General features: G+C 36.2%; 16 protein-coding genes and 1 pseudogene. 4 read left to right on the forward strand and 13 right to left on the reverse strand.

Going from position 1 to position 16,194, the window contains the following annotated elements:
* Window positions 1-7: 7 nt before the first annotated feature.
* Genes HUW50_RS07100 through HUW50_RS07120 form a run of 5 tightly spaced genes read right to left on the reverse strand, consistent with a single transcriptional unit; the run spans window position 8 to window position 5,606 of the window.
* Window positions 8-952: an MTP-1 family protein gene (locus HUW50_RS07100; protein ID WP_066329531.1), complete on the reverse strand. Its 945-nt coding sequence runs from the start codon at window positions 950-952 to the stop codon at window positions 8-10.
* Window positions 949-2,565 (reverse strand): alpha-glucosidase, encoded by a 1,617-nt coding sequence (locus tag HUW50_RS07105; RefSeq protein ID WP_066329534.1) that lies wholly within the window; start codon window positions 2,563-2,565, stop codon window positions 949-951. Before HUW50_RS07105 ends, HUW50_RS07100 begins: the two co-directional genes overlap by 4 nt.
* A gap of 17 nt (window positions 2,566-2,582) precedes the next feature.
* Complete coding sequence (locus HUW50_RS07110; protein WP_066329536.1) at window positions 2,583-3,413, reverse strand: carbohydrate ABC transporter permease; 831 nt, start codon at window positions 3,411-3,413, stop codon at window positions 2,583-2,585.
* A complete protein-coding gene (locus tag HUW50_RS07115) occupies window positions 3,400-4,281 on the reverse strand; it encodes a carbohydrate ABC transporter permease (RefSeq protein WP_066329543.1) in 882 nt (293 codons plus the stop codon). Before HUW50_RS07115 ends, HUW50_RS07110 begins: the two co-directional genes overlap by 14 nt.
* Complete coding sequence (locus HUW50_RS07120) at window positions 4,281-5,606, reverse strand: ABC transporter substrate-binding protein (protein ID WP_396652608.1); 1,326 nt, start codon at window positions 5,604-5,606, stop codon at window positions 4,281-4,283. Before HUW50_RS07120 ends, HUW50_RS07115 begins: the two co-directional genes overlap by 1 nt.
* Before the next feature lie 419 nt (window positions 5,607-6,025).
* Between HUW50_RS07120 and HUW50_RS07125 the strand changes: the two genes are divergently transcribed.
* Window positions 6,026-7,048: a LacI family DNA-binding transcriptional regulator gene (locus tag HUW50_RS07125; RefSeq protein ID WP_066329546.1), complete on the forward strand. Its 1,023-nt coding sequence runs from the start codon at window positions 6,026-6,028 to the stop codon at window positions 7,046-7,048.
* Between the two features lie 199 nt (window positions 7,049-7,247).
* Here HUW50_RS07125 and HUW50_RS07130 read toward each other — a convergent pair whose 3' ends face one another.
* On the reverse strand, window positions 7,248-7,487 hold the full coding sequence (locus tag HUW50_RS07130; protein ID WP_066329548.1) for a helix-turn-helix domain-containing protein: 240 nt from the start codon (window positions 7,485-7,487) through the stop codon (window positions 7,248-7,250).
* A 112-nt stretch (window positions 7,488-7,599) separates the two neighbouring features.
* Window positions 7,600-8,256, reverse strand: coding sequence for a 2OG-Fe(II) oxygenase (locus tag HUW50_RS07135; RefSeq protein WP_066329550.1), 657 nt, complete (start codon window positions 8,254-8,256; stop codon window positions 7,600-7,602).
* Window positions 8,257-8,534: 278 nt separating this feature from the next.
* On the opposite strand from HUW50_RS07135, the pseudogene HUW50_RS07140 reads away from it, so the two are divergent.
* Window positions 8,535-8,759: pseudogene (locus tag HUW50_RS07140) on the forward strand (GyrI-like domain-containing protein); the annotation flags it as partial.
* A 421-nt stretch (window positions 8,760-9,180) separates the two neighbouring features.
* Entirely contained in the window at window positions 9,181-9,948 is a 768-nt protein-coding gene (locus HUW50_RS07145) for a SurA N-terminal domain-containing protein (protein ID WP_066329556.1), read from the forward strand.
* Between the two features lie 807 nt (window positions 9,949-10,755).
* Here the strand turns inward: HUW50_RS07145 and HUW50_RS07150 are convergent.
* On the reverse strand, window positions 10,756-11,688 hold the full coding sequence (locus tag HUW50_RS07150) for a 6-bladed beta-propeller (protein ID WP_066329557.1): 933 nt from the start codon (window positions 11,686-11,688) through the stop codon (window positions 10,756-10,758).
* A gap of 342 nt (window positions 11,689-12,030) precedes the next feature.
* On the reverse strand, window positions 12,031-12,921 hold the full coding sequence (locus HUW50_RS07155; protein WP_066329559.1) for an AraC family transcriptional regulator: 891 nt from the start codon (window positions 12,919-12,921) through the stop codon (window positions 12,031-12,033).
* A 345-nt stretch (window positions 12,922-13,266) separates the two neighbouring features.
* On the opposite strand from HUW50_RS07155, the gene HUW50_RS07160 reads away from it, so the two are divergent.
* Window positions 13,267-14,100, forward strand: a complete 834-nt coding sequence (locus HUW50_RS07160; protein WP_066329562.1) for a phytanoyl-CoA dioxygenase family protein — start codon at window positions 13,267-13,269, stop codon at window positions 14,098-14,100.
* An 81-nt stretch (window positions 14,101-14,181) separates the two neighbouring features.
* Here HUW50_RS07160 and HUW50_RS07165 read toward each other — a convergent pair whose 3' ends face one another.
* From HUW50_RS07165 to HUW50_RS07180, 4 genes are all read right to left on the reverse strand, one after another.
* Window positions 14,182-15,015, reverse strand: coding sequence for a sugar phosphate isomerase/epimerase family protein (locus HUW50_RS07165; protein WP_066329564.1), 834 nt, complete (start codon window positions 15,013-15,015; stop codon window positions 14,182-14,184).
* Between the two features lie 44 nt (window positions 15,016-15,059).
* Window positions 15,060-15,425, reverse strand: coding sequence for a VOC family protein (locus HUW50_RS07170; protein WP_083964519.1), 366 nt, complete (start codon window positions 15,423-15,425; stop codon window positions 15,060-15,062).
* A gap of 141 nt (window positions 15,426-15,566) precedes the next feature.
* Window positions 15,567-15,917 carry a hypothetical protein gene (locus HUW50_RS07175; RefSeq protein WP_066329566.1) on the reverse strand — a complete coding sequence of 117 codons (351 nt, stop codon included), beginning with the start codon at window positions 15,915-15,917 and terminating at the stop codon, window positions 15,567-15,569.
* Window positions 15,907-16,185, reverse strand: coding sequence for a hypothetical protein (locus HUW50_RS07180; protein ID WP_157094331.1), 279 nt, complete (start codon window positions 16,183-16,185; stop codon window positions 15,907-15,909). Before HUW50_RS07180 ends, HUW50_RS07175 begins: the two co-directional genes overlap by 11 nt.
* Between the last annotated feature and the right edge of the window lie 9 nt (window positions 16,186-16,194).

A 16,194-nucleotide genomic window follows, 5' to 3' on the forward strand; every position in this document is an offset into this window, starting at 1 on the left:
TAACTCCTTAGTTTTCATAATCTAAAAATGGATCTTCGATTGTGATTTTTTGTGCGTCTGCATCACTAATACCTGCATATAAATCAGCTGTACCGTCTTGTTTACGGACTAAACCGCCACTAAAAACAACATCGATTAAATCAGGACGTTTTGCCGGACCCTCAAGGAAATTTGATCGTGTCGCAATTAACTTAATGTCTGAACAATCCCCAGTCTCCGGGTCAATCGCAAACACCATTGGGTAATAATGACGATTTCCCTCGTCATCAAAATTCGCAATATGACCTAATACACCAATCAAACCATTTGCTAAAAGGTGAGCCTCATTTGCTCCACCCCATTCTTCATCAATAAATTGATTTTCCAGCAATGGTGTCTTCTCAATTTCTTCGATCGTTAACTGCTCTAAAGAAGGCAGACGTCTAAAGCCAATCTTTCCTCTGCCACCTTTTTCACCTTGTGGACGAGTTAACATTCCGATTGAACCATCCTTTAGTTCAATTAGTCGTAAATCCTTCATTCCATCTGGACCCTGCGCAAATTCTGTTAAGCTAGCAATCTTATCACCTTTCAGAAAAACTGTGCGCCAGCTTAATGAATTCTCTAGCGTAGGATGTGGGAATATTTCGACTCCACCTAGTACAAGCTCTCCTGCTATTTTTGTAAAAAATGGATCCTGCAGCTTAAAAACAGGCGCACCTTCTCTTGGTGCCCATTCACCGTTTTGCTCAACAAAGAAATGGACCTCAGAATGCTCACTGTCTCGTGACTCTACTCTTCCAGCAATCACCAGCTGTCCTTCATCTTCAAATGGAGCGGAAATATTGTAAACATCTTTATCTCCAACTCCTATAAATCGTAGCTTTTCAGCATGACGTGGCTGTGCCTGCTGTTTGAATTCTTGCAATAAGTTCGCACATGTTTTCACTTCTGATTTGATATATTTACTCATGCTTTATCTCCCTCTAGATATAGAATGAACGCTTCTCCTGGCTGAATGGTTCCGTCTACATTTTTCCTTTTATTTGCTAGTAAAATGTCAGTGACAGAATGAGCTTCTGAAGGGAAAGGAACTTCTATCTCACCAAAATTGATCAAGACCATCATTCGTTCCCCTTTAGCCGACTTTATAAAATAGATCATGTCACCGTTTTTTTCTAACAACTCATATTCGCCATGATGTAAGGCTGGATGCATTCTCCTTAATTCCAGGAGCTTTTTATAATAAGAAAGAACCGAATCAAATTGGTTTAGCTGCTCTTTCACATTGATACCCTCACGAATTTCCGGAAATGCAATCCATGGCTTCACTGTTGAAAACCCACTGTATTCTGAGTTGTCCCATTGCATAGGTGATCTCGATTTATCACGACTTTTCTCATTGGCCATGACTAATGCTTCTTCCTTGCTTTTTCCGGCTGCGATCGCTAGGTCGTAGGCTGTTACTCCTTGAATGTCCTTCATTAAGGAGATGTCATGATGAACTAAATCACGCATACCAATCTCATCCCCATAATAGAGAAATGGAACACCTTTTGCTGTTAGCATAAGGGTCGCAAGCAGCTTTGCCCGTTCCTCCTCGATCCCTTCATCCCCGAATCGAGAAATATGACGCGGCATATCATGACTACTGAAAAATAAGGTTGGCAATTGATCTTCGTGATGAACGTCTTCCATTTTTCTTAATTGTTTAAAAATCGTATCCACATGAAAGGTTGGGATACTTCCGAGATTAAAATTAAACACAATGTCTAATTTGTTTTTCCCGCTATAGGTTGAGAGAACGTCAATTTCCTCTGATCCTACTTCTCCGACGATAACCTTGTCTGGAAATTGATGAACAAAGCTTGAGATCTCTTCAATCAGCTCTAAAATCCCAGCTTGGTCTTTATCATAAAGATGGGTTTGCTGATTGTTTTCATCGACTGGATTGTTTTTAAATGTATCATTGACCTTTAGAAAATTAATAACATCAAGGCGAAATCCATCAATTCCTTTGTTTAACCAAAAGGCCATCACCTCGAACATGGCATGCTTCGCTTCTTTGTTTGCCCAATTGATATCCACTTGTTCCTTGGCGAATGCATGATAATAATATTGTCCTGACTCTTCATTAAACTCCCATGCAGAGCCACCGAAAAACGATTCCCAGTTATTCGGTGGGTTTCCCTCAACAGGATCTCTCCAAATATACCAATCACGCTTCGGATGATGTGGATCTGAAATCGATTCCTTAAACCATTTATGTTCTGACGACGTATGATTTAACACAAGGTCTGCAATGACCTTAATGCCTCGTTTATGTGCCTGTTCAATAAAGAATTCAAATTCAGCCATCGTTCCATAGTCTGGATCAATCGCATAATAATCAGAGATATCATAGCCGTTATCCACTTTTGGAGACGTGTAAAAGGGTGTCAGCCACAAACCATCGATGCCAAGATGCGTAAAGTAATCTAGCTTCTCTGTGAGCCCTTTAAAATCTCCAATACCATCCTTGTTTCCATCAGCAAAGCTCGGCATATACACTTCATAAAAAACGGCTTTTTTCCACCATTTCTCCATAATTTCCTCCGTGCTGTTTATTTAAGGGTAAACTGCATTCCCTCTTGGAATTTCTTCGCAAAGAAAAGGAACAGAATAATAATTGGCAATGTTAACAACACTGATGCAGCATACATTGGGCCTGGATAGCCTCCATATGGACCAAACATTTGCGATAATAGAACGTTCAGTGTAAGCATTTGATCACTTCGAACAACAAGCATATCCCATAATAACTCTGTCCATCTTTCCATGAACAAGAATAAGAAAATAACAGCTGTGATTGATTTTGACATCGGCAGGACGACCTTAAACATGATTTGCAGATTAGACGCCCCATCTAGTTTCGCCGCTTCAATAAATGTATCCGGAATCGCTCGGAAGAAGTTTGTGTACATAAAGACCGCCCATAAGCTCATTGCCTTTGGAATGATCATCGCCCAGTACGTATCATATAGACCTACATTTTGTACAATTAAAAACGTAGGAACCAATAAAATGATGGCTGGGAAAAACATTTGAAACAAAATAAGATTATTAACGGTTTCTCGACCTTTAAAGTTCATTTTTGCTAACGCATACGCTACCATGACGCCAGTCACCATCATCAGAACGGTAGATCCTGCTGAAACGATGACACTGTTGAAAAAGGCTTGTATCCATGGTCTTGGTATGGCGACATCACCACCACCAAATAGCCACTGATAGGAACGTAACGAAAATTCTGTCGGAATCACCCGTTTATCAACCTGATCCCACGCCGCAAAAGAATTCAGAACCATATAGAGATATGGAAACACCATGATGATTAGTAAGACAATCGCAACGATATATCGTAGGAGTAATCCATTTTTTTTAGACCCAACCATTGCGTTTCCCCCACATTTCTAATAATTTTCGAATAACAAAAATAGAAATAAACGTAACAACTGATGCAATAATTGCAACTGCTGACGCATAACCAGCCTGAAGATTTTTAAACGCTTGTGTAAAGATTTCCATTTGCCATGTATTAGTTGCGTAATTTGGTCCTCCACCTGTTAATTGATAAACCTCTGTGAAAATCCCAAATGTCACACCTATTGATAAAATCAAAACGGTATAAATCGCTGGATAAAGTAACGGAAGAGTAATTTTCCAAAAACGTTGCCAAGGTGAAACACCATCAATGGCGGCTGCTTCGTAAATTTCCGAATTAATACTTTCAAAGCCTGATGTTAAAATTAAGGCATAATACCCTGTAAACTTCCAAGCGATAATAACGGCTACTACACATAACGCTGAGAACGGTGATCCTAACCAGTCGATATCAAGTCCGAGCTTTGTCCTTAAAAATGCATTAACCGGACTATTGTAAGAAAGGAGCCCTTTTACGATTAATGACGAAACAACACCAGATGCTAAATACGGAAGGAAAAATCCGATTAAAAAAATACCTTTAAATTTAGGCAATCCATGAATAATTGCCGCAACAATGATTGATGAGACAATAACCAGTGGTACAAATACTGCCATAAATTTAAAGGTTACAAAGAAAGCAGCTTGAACTCCTGGTGACTGAAGTGCTTTGATGTAGTTAGAAATGCCCTCAAAATTAATTTCTGGTGATATTAAATCCCAATCGGTTGCCGATAAATACAATGACCACACGAGCGGAATGGCAAAGAAAATAATTGCATAGATAAGGTATGGACTGGCAAATAGCCAGCCCAATCCATTACTCTTAGTTGTTCTCATTACTTGAGATCCCCCTCAATGGCCTTTTTCATCTCATTCCAGCCTTTTTCAGGATCTACCTCCCCCTTAACAACTGGGTTTACTGCGTGCTGTCCGATATATGTTTGTAACTCATTGTATTTCGCATTGTCAATTGAAGGAATGGCATTTGGTACAGCCTCTGCATACGGCTGTAATACTGGATTTTTTTCAAAGAACGTTGTAAATGCTTCATTAGTTGCTAAGTCATCACGAGCTGGCGGCAAGCTTGTTTTTTCTAACCACTCTAGGTCATTCTTAGGATCTGAATAAATCCATTTCATAAATTCCATTGCCGCTTTCTTTTGTTCATCTGTCGCAGATGCATAAATAACTAACCCTTTAGTATCAGCGAATGTTTTTACATTTTCAGTTGACATACCATCTGGAACTGGAGGTGCTGCAAGTGTAAAGGTTTCACCATATTTCATTTCCGGGAATTTCTCAGCCCAGTAGGTGAATGTCCACGGTCCAATGTCTGTGAAAATTCCTAAGCCCGTTTCAAATGGATCTGTTACTTGTTTTGCTAATAATGCATCTTCTTTTCGTAAATTATCTATAAATGTTAAAACATTTATTCCCGCCTTATCATCAGCCACAAAATTGTTACCTTCAATAAAGTTATTTCCTTCTGACGCCGCATCATAAAGCATAAAGAAGTCAAACCATCTCTTCCATGCTGTTGGGTCAGCTAAATCCGCTTTTGCCCACACATATTTTTCCGGATATTTTTCCTTAAGCTTCTTCGCAACATCAAGCATTTCACTATATGTTTTAGGCGGTTCATTCACACCTAATTCTTTTAAAATATCAAGTCTCCATCCAAACAGCATTGGATTCGAGTAAATTGGAAGAACATATTGATTGCCATCAGCAAACGTCCAGCCCTTAACGGTTTCTGTCATATGACGAGCAGAAACAATCTCATCCCAGCCTTCTAATTCATTTAATGGTACTAGTGCTTTACTTTCTGCAAGCTGTGCAGCAAACCCACGATTAATATTTTCTGACATCGTTGGAGCACTTTTCCCTGCAATTGCTGATTGAATACTAGCTTCTGATGAAGGACTCTCTTTAATCGCACTTACATTGACCTTAATCTCAGGATTTTCCTTTTCGAATTCCTTCGCTACTGCTTCCCAATAAACTTGCTGAGTCGGGTTTGGAGCCGCCCAGAATTCAATGGTAGTTACACCGTCATTTCCAGCACCTTGCTCTGTGCCTTTATTTCCACAACCTGATAAAACAGATACTGCCATTGTTGCTGCGAATAATAATGATGCGCCTTTTTTCAATGCACGATTCATCTTCATACCCCCAATTATTTTATAAAGGCGAAAGACTTTTCAATAGTCTTCCCAACTATAATGTAAGTTTTGTACATTTTTTGAGAACGCTATCAAATTTACTAAAAAAAATAGTATAATTGACTATAGTCATGCACAAAAACTTACTTAATTAAAATTACTTTTTCAGTTACAAAAATTACTTTATTGATTATTGGTATTTTTGTAACCTTACAAACAACATTATTGCACCGCTCTCATGATAAGTCAACCTATTACTCTTAATTTATTCGATTTGTAATGTTGTTTGCATTTTATGTTGTCATGTATTATATTATCATTGTAACGTTACATAATTATATTTGTAATGTAATAAAAATCAGGTTAAATATGAAACTCTCCTACTATAAATGATTTCAATAGAAAGGTTGGTCGTTCCTATGGCAAAAAAGATCACGATGCAGGATATCGCAGATCGTTTACAAATATCAAAGAATTCTGTTTCACAAGCTCTATCTGGAAAACCAGGGGTAAGTGAGGAAACAAGAAGGATAGTCGAAACTGCTGCTAGAGAGCTAGGCTATGAATATACATCCGTCCGAAATCAATTACAGAAAAGTGAACAAAATAAGACTTTTGCACTCATCGCATCCGAATTTGCCTTCTCACTTAAAAGCTTTTTTGGAGAAATCTATTTAAGTATTGAGAGAGAGCTCTCGAAGCAAGGGATTCATTTATTAATCCAGCCCATCAGTGAGCATGCCATTTCCGAACGTCAATTACCGTCATTTGTTCAAAATAAATCGGTTGATGGAATTTTAATTCTATCTCATTTAAGTACAGACTATATTAATGAAATCCTTTCAACTAACATTCCTACAATCTTAATCGACCATCATCATCCTCATATTAACGCAGATGCGATCCTAACGAATAATCGCTTCGGTGCTTATACTGCAGTTGAACACTTGTTGAAGTTAGGCCATAGGAAGATTGGGTTTGTCGGAAATACCTCCTATTCACCAAGCTATTATGAGAGATTAGAGGGCTACCGTTTAGCATTACATCACCACGAAATAAAGATTGATCCAACCTTTATTCTATCTGATGTCCTTGAGGAAGATGAGGATCTTCGCATCTCCATGAGCAAATTACCTAAACAGCCCACTGCATGGTTTTGTGTAAACGATGGATTTGGATTTCTTGTTTGCTCCTACCTCTACCACGCTGGCATCAAAATTCCCGACCAAATCTCGGTATGTAATTTTGACAATGGACAACTTTCACAAATATCCAATCCAAAAATAACAACAATGGATATTGATCTAAAGCTCTATGGAATAAAAGCAGTCGAACAATTAATCTGGAGAATCAACAACAAAGACGCTGTTTATCAAGAAATTCTATTACCAACTACTTTAATAAAGAGAGCTTCGACCGGTCCTGTTCTTACGCGGGACTGAGGGACAGGTTGTTTGTCCCTCCGCAAACCTAATAATATTAGAGTTAAAACACAATAATAAGACAGTTTGATCGACTCTGAAATTCAATAACCTAACCGATCAAAAAGCTTCAGGATCTAATAAAATTAGCATTACAATACAAAGGAAAAAGGGACATGGTTCCTGTCCCTTCGTCCCCCGTCCCCTCCCTATCCTCACATCAACTAGCACGTTGAATAACACTTTTGGATATTCCTGTTACTCTTGATAACTGCCTTATGGTCACACCTTCCAATTCCTTAAGTATGGCTAAAGTACGGTCTCTATCTCCTTTCTCCATTTTTTGTAACATACTAATATTTTCAATCCCTAATTTATTCAGATACTCTCTATCATCACTATCGGATACACTAGTTTTTACTTTGTAATCTAAACATTGATCATCATTAGATTCTTGCATTAGCTACTTCTATAATACAATATCTTCACCTTAAACCGTAATAGAGGCCTGGAGCAAATTGAATTATTTACATAGCTTAGCAAAATAAAAAATCACGCTCTGCGTGATTTTCTTATCGAACTTTTTGTTTACGCATCCACTGAGTAGCTACCCATTTTTCTCCTTTAACAACAGGTGCTCCTCCGTGAAGGGTAAGGTCGTTAAGTTCGGTATTCTTATAAAAATATTCAAAGTACACAGCCATTCCTTTTTTGGGAGATACCGAAAAACCTAACTTAGGAAAATAAGTTTCTCCACCTTCTTCGACATCATTTAAGTACATAATTAATGTACTAATGCGATTATTTTTAGATGCTCTGCTGGTAGAAGCGAAATAATCGTGATGTGCTTTATATTCTTGGCCAGGTAAGTATTTTAAAATTTGAAGGCCTTCAGCGTACTCAATGGATAAACCCATTATATCAGAAATTCTCATTTCAATTTGATGTACAAGTTCGTTTTCGCTTTCTTCAAAAAACATGCTGCTGCTCGTTCTAATGTTGTTTACTTCACGTGCAGCGCCAATTTTTGAGCGTTGCACTTTATCTTTAGATAGTTGTATGAGTTCGTCACATTCTTGGTTACTTAGGACATTCCCTAAAACTAGAACGAGAGGCTTTTCTAAACGGGTGACAATATCAATCTCTCTATCTTTTAATTTAATTTCGCTCCCCGAATGATTAAAAATCGTTTGTTCTTTGGTCATTAAAGATGGATTATCTAGTAACATCTTTCACCTGCTCCTCAAAAGACTCATTTTTTCTGAATTTTCACCTTATTATATGTAAGCGATTTCTTATAAGGATTATATCATGCAAGACAAAGATGGTGCCGGCTTTTATTTTCCAAGTGGTACAACTAATACCTATAACAATATAAGTAGAATGATTGTTTCTCTTTGTAACAACACCGATAGCGACTAAGAAACGTACTAGCTTATTATCGCTCTCGGAAACAAGTATAGTAGAATTTTCACTTTTTCTCATATTTCTATCAACTTTTGAGGTTGTTCTAGCTACGCCAAAGTCTATTCAGTCCACATGGAATTTTATTTTTACAGAATGGTTTCCACAATCGGGTTATGAACATAATGGATCAGTGGAATTCGAGCTGTATGATGAAAGATGCTACGAATCAGAGAACAAAGAAATGGACATCTACATTCCTGTAAAAAAAACAGGCCGTTCAGGCATAAAATTCCCTATTATTCAATGGAGAGTAGCGTTAGGATAATGCAATTTACTATATTCAGGATATTCCTGTATACGTGAAGAATTAGATGTTGAAAGGATCTTCTTTAGTAAAAATCAACAAGTATCCAATAATTGCAAAGTTATCAGGTTCATCAGTATGATCTTCCTTTTTCGTTAATGTTATTGAACTCCCTCAGTTTAATACGATTTTCTCACGAATACTTGCTTAATATCTTTTCATAAATGCAAGGCATCCACTTTAAGAAACTAAATTGCTTAATCGTATTCGAATTTGCTTTTTTGCAGGCATCATTTTTATTATTATAAAACGTTTCAATCCTGTTACAAGTCTTAAAAAAGAGTGCATAATGTTTCTTTTTAGTAAGGTTTACTTTATAATGCGCACTAGATAATTTTTTTAGGGAAAAATTATACTTCTAGCTTAAGGAAGGAGATCGATTATGAAAAAAATAATGTTTACATTAATAACCGGTCTAATGGCCGTTGTTTTAGCAGCATGCGGAGGAAATGAAGAAAGTAAAGAAGCTAAAAATGATGATAAAGTAAAAACAGCGGAAACCGATCAGCAGAAGGAACAGCAAAAGCTAATGGAAGAAATGCAAAAGAAATTAGAAGGACAGCAAGTAGATGAAAAGAAAATTGTTGCCATAGTGAATGATAAAGAAATTTTAGGAAGCGACTATAATAGCGCCTTAGCATCTATACAAGGACAAATGCAGCAAATGGGCCAAGATCCGACTTCTAAAGAAGCTGCAGAGCAAGTGAAAAAACAAACAATTGACAGCTTAGTCGGACAAACTCTTCTTCTTCAAGAGGCAGATAAAAAAGGCTATAAAGCTTCAGAGGTAGATATTAATAAGCAGCTGGACGAAACGAAAAAACAATTTAAAACAGAAAAAGAATTCAAAACCGCTCTTAAAAAATCCGGCATGGGTATGAAAACACTTGAAACTCAAATAGCTGACGATATTAAACTTAAACAGTACGTTGAGAAAGAAGCCACGGCTGGTGAAATAACCGATGAAGAAATTCAAAAAACGTATGATCAATATGCGGAACAAGGAAAGAGCACTGGACAAGAAGTTCCAAAGTTTGAAGAAGTAAAACCACAAATCGAACAATCTATTCATCAGCAAAAACAGCATGAAAAACTCGCTCAGCAGGTTGAAGAGTTAAAGAAAAATGCGAAGATTGATATTAAGATTTAAAGATGTTACACACAAAAAGGAACAGCTCAAGTGAACTGCACCCCAATTGTTAGACACAATTGGAGGTGCAGTTCAAATTTTGCTCCTTTTTTTAATGACTTAAGAACTTATTATGATGAAACAAAGGAGAGAAAACAAATAGGGTTAACCAAGTAATTCAGTTAACCAGTTTCTAAATATCGAAAAAATCATCACTCTTCACATTAGGGTCAATCTTCCTTAAAGTATTTCATATTTTCCTCATAATGCTTTGGGTAGGCTCGTGATCAGCGTCTTCCTTGCATAGTTCACTGATAGTAGAACGAATGACCTTTGAATTATTTGCAAGCCATTGCTGAGAAATCCCTCGTTTATTTGAACTAAACTGCTAATCTGATTGTTTAAACTTAAAAACATTTTTCATTATGCAATCTGTGCCAATACACGAAAAAGACGCGTTCCTAAACAAACGCGCCCGTTAGTGAAACTTATGGATTTTTATTTAAGATAGGTAATTGACTCTATATAAAACATCAGGTAAATGGTGTATGTACATTTCTAATGCATCCGTATTTGCTTCTAAAGTAGTAATAGTCTAAAGGTAATAGGAGAAGCTTTAGTCTGATTTAACAATAATATATTGATTCAACGGGTTGGAACTTGAGTTTCTTGTGAATTTGATAGAGTTTTGAACATCAAATACCTTTGTTTAATCAATAATTCCACTACCTGATACCATATACCATGAATAGAGATTATTATTTTCTAACTGCTATTTCAACTGGATTGAGCAATGGACTATATATACGGAATCCACTCACTTTGTGACTATCGGGTATTAGATAGCTTAGTTACTCTTCCATCCGAAATCCACTCAACAACATAAACATCGCCATGTGAATTGACACAAACACCATGAGGAGAACTAAACCTATTTGTTCTAAAATAGGTTTTTGGTAGATTAGGCCATCCCTTCTGCTTATAGGCTTGTTGATCCTCTCCTAAATGACATACCAGACGGTCATGCTCATCAAGTATTGTCACACGGCTATTCAAATCAGGGATATAGATGTCTTTTCCAAAGAAATAAAAACTACATGGTAGGTCTAAGTCTTTATCTATAAAGCGCTTGTGCTCACCATCCAAAGAAAAAACTTGGATCCGATGATTCCTTCTATCAGCAACATAGATTTCAGGATCAGAGCCTCGTAAATTAATAGAAATACCATGGGGCTCCAATAGTTTACCAGGTTCGCTCCCACGTCCTCCCCATGAACGAATATAATTTCCCTTTGCATCATAATGGTGAACATAATATTGACCATACCCATCACTAATATAAATATCCCCGTTAGGTGCTACACAAACATCTGTTGGGATATATCGTCGCTCTTCATCATAAATATCAGGGAGGTTAGGCTCACCCACCTCAAGGAGTACTTCCCCTTTTAGGGTTGTTTTTACCATTAGGGCACGCGCAGTATCTGTAATATAAAAATACTCTTGACCGTCCACATCTTTATGAAGATAAAAACCATGGGCACCACCTTCAAATTCTTCACCCCAGGAGTCTACGAAATTCCCTTCATGATCAAATACGATAACCGCATCTTTACTAGTATTAAATACATACACATTGTCATTTGAATCGACACAGACTCCATGGGTATATCCATAAGAAATACCTTCTGGAAGTAGACCCCATCCAGATTCTACCTCTAAATTGAGTGAACTGTTCCCAACTACTAAACTTTCATACATGAATCAATTCCTCCTTAAAATATTTTACTTAATTCCTAAAAATGAATGCTATGTTATTAGTCGTTTTTTTAAATTCGTTTTTTACAATTCTTTTTATCCATCAATTATTTCTTTTGATACGTTATTTTTGTATTTTCCAGGAGAACAGCCAACAACTTTTCGAACTCACTTATCATACTTTCTAACAAAGAACGAATCCGTAAAATGTGATTATCATTTTCCTAAACTATTCAATTTTATTCTGTTTATTTAACTAAATGTTATGTAAATTCAGATAATTATTCATTGTCCATCCTGCCACCTTGATGGTCGATTCGGCCATATTTACTAAAACCCTATATATTAAAGCTCGAGGCTTTGTATTTTATATTCTGTTGGTGTTAAACCAGTTACTGTTTTAAAATTTCTACAGAAATAGTGCAGACTCGTATATCCTAATTTTACTGAAACTTCTTCTATCGTTTTCACTTCTAATAATAATTGTTTCGCTTTTCGTATACGTTCTTGGATCAAGTAATGTTTAGGAGAAGAACCAATCGTTTCTCTGAATATGGAAGCAAAATAGGTCGGGTGATACCCACATAATTCCGCTAATTCACATGAAGACCAGTTAATGTTTGGCTGTTTACGAATAGCTTCCAATGCAGGTGCTATTTTCCTCCTTTCTCCAGAAGAATACTTTCCGTTCATTTCATTTCTGATAATAATTGTGATTAACTGAGTTAACAAACCTCTCATAACAAACGTATACCCTGGTTCTTCAAACCGATATTCACGAATAATTTGGGTAAATAAGGTTTCAACATTAGGTAATATAAAATGGTTTGGGAATTCTACTTCACCATGCTCATCTACAAGAATTTGATAGGGTGATACTAAATCACCCAGTTCACTTGTAGAACAGTTTTTTATGCCATTAAGTGGATGATTAGGGACAGGAGACTCCTCATCCCAACTGAAATGAATACTTTTAAACGTAAATGGGTCGTCTTTTGATGAAACAAGCTTATGTGGGTTATTCCCGTAAAATAAACACTCACCTGGATTTAATTGAAAAACATTTGGCCCAAGGGTTACTGTTGCCTTACCTGAAACAATGTAGATTAGCTGACAATCAGGAATTGTTCTTGGCCCCCAAACCTGGCCAGGATCTGCAGTCATTTTATTTGCGAAGTTTACCGTCGGCTTTAACATCGATAACATACCTATTTTAATTTTTTCATCAGTAACCATTTTTACCTCCCTAGCTTTCTAGCAAATTACAATATCTGTGAAAAATGCAAATATTTATTCGAATATTCTAACGACAGACCCTTTTTGCTCTTGTTATCATATAGTTACACAAAGAATAAAGAAAAAGAAAGCAGGAGGTGAAACAACATTTTAATCAACCATCGCATTGATCAAAAAGGTTTACGCAAATGTGATGATTCAAAAGAGGTTAATAGAAACTGTAAAATATGCAAGCAATGCAAACTTTATTCTCAAAATCCCAACTCCATGACTGATCCTCACTTTGTAGGTTCTGAAAATGAAAAAAGATAAAAATACCAATCATTATTCGAAAGGGTGGAGAAAATGTTAACAAACGAACAATTAAAAGAGTTTGAAAAATTAGGATATATCAAAGGTGATGTAGTACTAAGCGACACTGAAGTTGATGAGCTTCGTGAAGAATTAGATTTAGTCATGAGTGGAAAATCTGTAAAAAAGCCAGTTCTAAACCGAAATCTTGTTGATGACGAAGTCGACTATGGAATGTCAATCTCCCAAAAAGAAACGGTCGTACAAATTGTAAATATTTGGATGGCGAGTGATTTATTTTATCAACATGCATGTAATCAGAAAATTTGTGAGGAAGTTGCTCAGTTATGCAGTTCGGATACATTAAGAATTTGGCATGATCAAGTTCAGTATAAGCCACCGGTTACTGGAGGTCCTACTGTTTGGCATCAAGACCATCCTGCTTGGCCAATTATTCAACCTGCTAATCTTGTCAGTGCTTGGGTCGCCCTTGATGATGCAATAATCGAAAACGGTTGCATGTGGATGGTACCAGGAAGCCACAAGTGGGGTGACCAACAGAAATATTTAGGAACTGATTCTAACTTTATGCCATTCCATAAACAACCAGATCTCCTGCCAGAAGGTGTAAACACAAAAGCTGTACCATTTGAAATTAAAAAAGGGCAAGTCGGATATCATCATTGTTTAACATGGCACGGCGGTACAAACAACCGTTCAGATCGGAAGCGTCGTGCTATCGCAGTTCACTATATGCCGGGACATACACGCTATGAGCCTACTGGATCACATCCGATGGAAGCTCATGTTAACGTGAAGGCTGGTGAAATACTTAAAGGTAATGATTTCCCTGTTGTATATAAAAAGGACTCAGCTGTAATGCTATAATGGCAACAAATTCGACAAGTACAAATGTACTTGTCGAATTTGTTGCTTTTTAAATACGAAGTTCTATTAAATATAGATCTACTATTTTAACATTACAGCCATTTCATCAAACTTTACTACACGATCACGAATATCACAAAAGTTGTCAATATTAACATATTCCATGATAAATGGAACACCCTCGGTATATTTATGATACATATTAAAAAATAAAGGCCAATCAATATCTCCATCTCCTATTACACGACCATATGTATCATTAACTTTGCGATCCTTACCATGGAAATAGGCAATATGCGGAGTTAAATAAGAAAACATTTCTTCTTCTGAATTATTTGCAATTAAATTAGCCGGGTCTAACAAAACTTTTACGCGATCAGAGCCAACTTGATTAATAAAATCATCCATTCGTTTGGCACTTGGAACAACATCTAGGACACATGGCTCAAGAGCAACCGAAACATTATATTTTTTTGCCTTATCTGCTAACCATTTTACATTTTCAACAAGTATTTGAAATGCAGATTCATAGGTATCTGAATTTACTCCCCTCCTACTAGGAATAAATCCACACTCACTAGATACATAAGGTACATTATTAATTGAAGCAATTTCCATCAGACGTTCAAAATAAGTGAGGTTTTTTTCATTTTCCTTTTCATTCGGTTCTAGTAAATTTGTAAACACACCGATTGAAGTTACCTCAATTCCATTTGTTCTATATGTTTCTACTATCTCGGTACTCCGTTCATTCGATAAACTATCCATATCTGACCGGCCATTATATACCCAATAATTTGAATCACTTTGAGAAAAACATAACTCAGTCCACTTAAATCCTTTTTTCGCTAATAGTTTTGCAGTTTCTTTGTTGCTAAGCTGAGGAAAACTCCTTGATACAACACCAACATCCATTATTACTCCTCCTCCTACATAGTTTTTAAAAGTTTTAATGACAATTAAGTTCTTTCAAAAAATGTAACTAACACTCCGTTTGGATCGAGTAACGAAAATTCCTTTAATCCATAGTTTTTCAATTCTAGTTTTCCGTTTGGATGTAGAAATTCCCGTTTCTTGTACTTTTCATAATGATCATTTATATTATTCGTTTCAATTCGAATGACAGACCAGTCACATAAATATTTTTTTGATGTCTTATAAAGATGAAATTCCACATTGCCATTTTTCAATCCAGCATAAGTCAGTGGTTCACCATCCCTGATATGGTTATTAAACCCTAATTGTTCAGTATAAAATGCAATTGTTTTTTCCATTTCTATAGCTGGAACTAACGGTACTATGCTTAATAGGTTTGCTTTTTTCAATCAGGATACTCCTTCCAGTATGTTAAGATGTTAAACTATTATCTTTCGTTTTCTCCCTATTCCTTCTCATGGCATAGTATATGAAGCCGATTCCAACAAAACATTCAGCTGCTGCTTTTAAGTAGTTACTAGTATCCGTTACTAATCCAGTTGTGAAATCATGATGATTTTGCATACAATAAACAAGAGAGTCTGCACACCAGTTATACGTAGTATCTTAGACAAAGCTTTCCCTTCTTTGAATCCTTTCTGATAGTAATAGTAGCTAAAATAAACCAAAATTAGCCAACCTATACCAAGAATCAAAAAACTAAAATTATCAATCGCTGGAAGACTCCAGAAATTAAAAGATACATACGTCAATGTAACCATTAATGTTTCTCTAATCGTGAACCATAGCAAAATACCAATAAATGCGGTTACTGCAGAAAATAAATAGGCTAAAAACGTAAAGTAATACTTCTTTTTACTCGACGCTGAATCAAGCCCCATTATATTTACCTTCCTCCCATTTTTTACGTGTTTTCTCCAAATCAGCCAATATGATTGATCTAGTTTCTTCATCCTCTATTAATTTTGTTTTTTGAATATATTTGACAATGTTACTGAGTTTTTTTAAATGCGTTTCATTTTCCTCTTTTTGTAAAATAGATATTTTTTCTTGCTGATCTCCTTTTTTTTGTAGTTTGTTACTCTTTTCTTTAAATCTTTTAGACCAAAGTTTTGGTACTTCTCCTTTTGTAAGTTCCTCTAAAACCATGTGCTTTTC

The organism is Metabacillus sp. KUDC1714, assembly GCF_014217835.1.
Taxonomy (GTDB): domain Bacteria; phylum Bacillota; class Bacilli; order Bacillales; family Bacillaceae; genus Metabacillus; species Metabacillus rhizosphaerae.

What these genes read in the sequence shown, in the direction of transcription:
- HUW50_RS07100 (WP_066329531.1), bottom strand. Translation starts at nt 952, where the DNA reads ATGAGTAAATATATCAAATCAGAAGTGAAAACATGTGCGAACTTATTG.
- HUW50_RS07105 (WP_066329534.1), bottom strand. Translation starts at nt 2,565, where the DNA reads ATGGAGAAATGGTGGAAAAAAGCCGTTTTTTATGAAGTGTATATGCCG.
- HUW50_RS07110 (WP_066329536.1), bottom strand. Translation starts at nt 3,413, where the DNA reads ATGGTTGGGTCTAAAAAAAATGGATTACTCCTACGATATATCGTTGCG.
- HUW50_RS07115 (WP_066329543.1), bottom strand. Translation starts at nt 4,281, where the DNA reads ATGAGAACAACTAAGAGTAATGGATTGGGCTGGCTATTTGCCAGTCCA.
- HUW50_RS07120 (WP_396652608.1), bottom strand. Translation starts at nt 5,606, where the DNA reads ATGAATCGTGCATTGAAAAAAGGCGCATCATTATTATTCGCAGCAACA.
- HUW50_RS07125 (WP_066329546.1), top strand. Translation starts at nt 6,026, where the DNA reads ATGGCAAAAAAGATCACGATGCAGGATATCGCAGATCGTTTACAAATA.
- HUW50_RS07130 (WP_066329548.1), bottom strand. Translation starts at nt 7,487, where the DNA reads ATGCAAGAATCTAATGATGATCAATGTTTAGATTACAAAGTAAAAACT.
- HUW50_RS07135 (WP_066329550.1), bottom strand. Translation starts at nt 8,256, where the DNA reads ATGTTACTAGATAATCCATCTTTAATGACCAAAGAACAAACGATTTTT.
- HUW50_RS07145 (WP_066329556.1), top strand. Translation starts at nt 9,181, where the DNA reads ATGAAAAAAATAATGTTTACATTAATAACCGGTCTAATGGCCGTTGTT.
- HUW50_RS07150 (WP_066329557.1), bottom strand. Translation starts at nt 11,688, where the DNA reads ATGTATGAAAGTTTAGTAGTTGGGAACAGTTCACTCAATTTAGAGGTA.
- HUW50_RS07155 (WP_066329559.1), bottom strand. Translation starts at nt 12,921, where the DNA reads ATGGTTACTGATGAAAAAATTAAAATAGGTATGTTATCGATGTTAAAG.
- HUW50_RS07160 (WP_066329562.1), top strand. Translation starts at nt 13,267, where the DNA reads ATGTTAACAAACGAACAATTAAAAGAGTTTGAAAAATTAGGATATATC.
- HUW50_RS07165 (WP_066329564.1), bottom strand. Translation starts at nt 15,015, where the DNA reads ATGGATGTTGGTGTTGTATCAAGGAGTTTTCCTCAGCTTAGCAACAAA.
- HUW50_RS07175 (WP_066329566.1), bottom strand. Translation starts at nt 15,917, where the DNA reads ATGGGGCTTGATTCAGCGTCGAGTAAAAAGAAGTATTACTTTACGTTT.
- HUW50_RS07180 (WP_157094331.1), bottom strand. Translation starts at nt 16,185, where the DNA reads ATGGTTTTAGAGGAACTTACAAAAGGAGAAGTACCAAAACTTTGGTCT.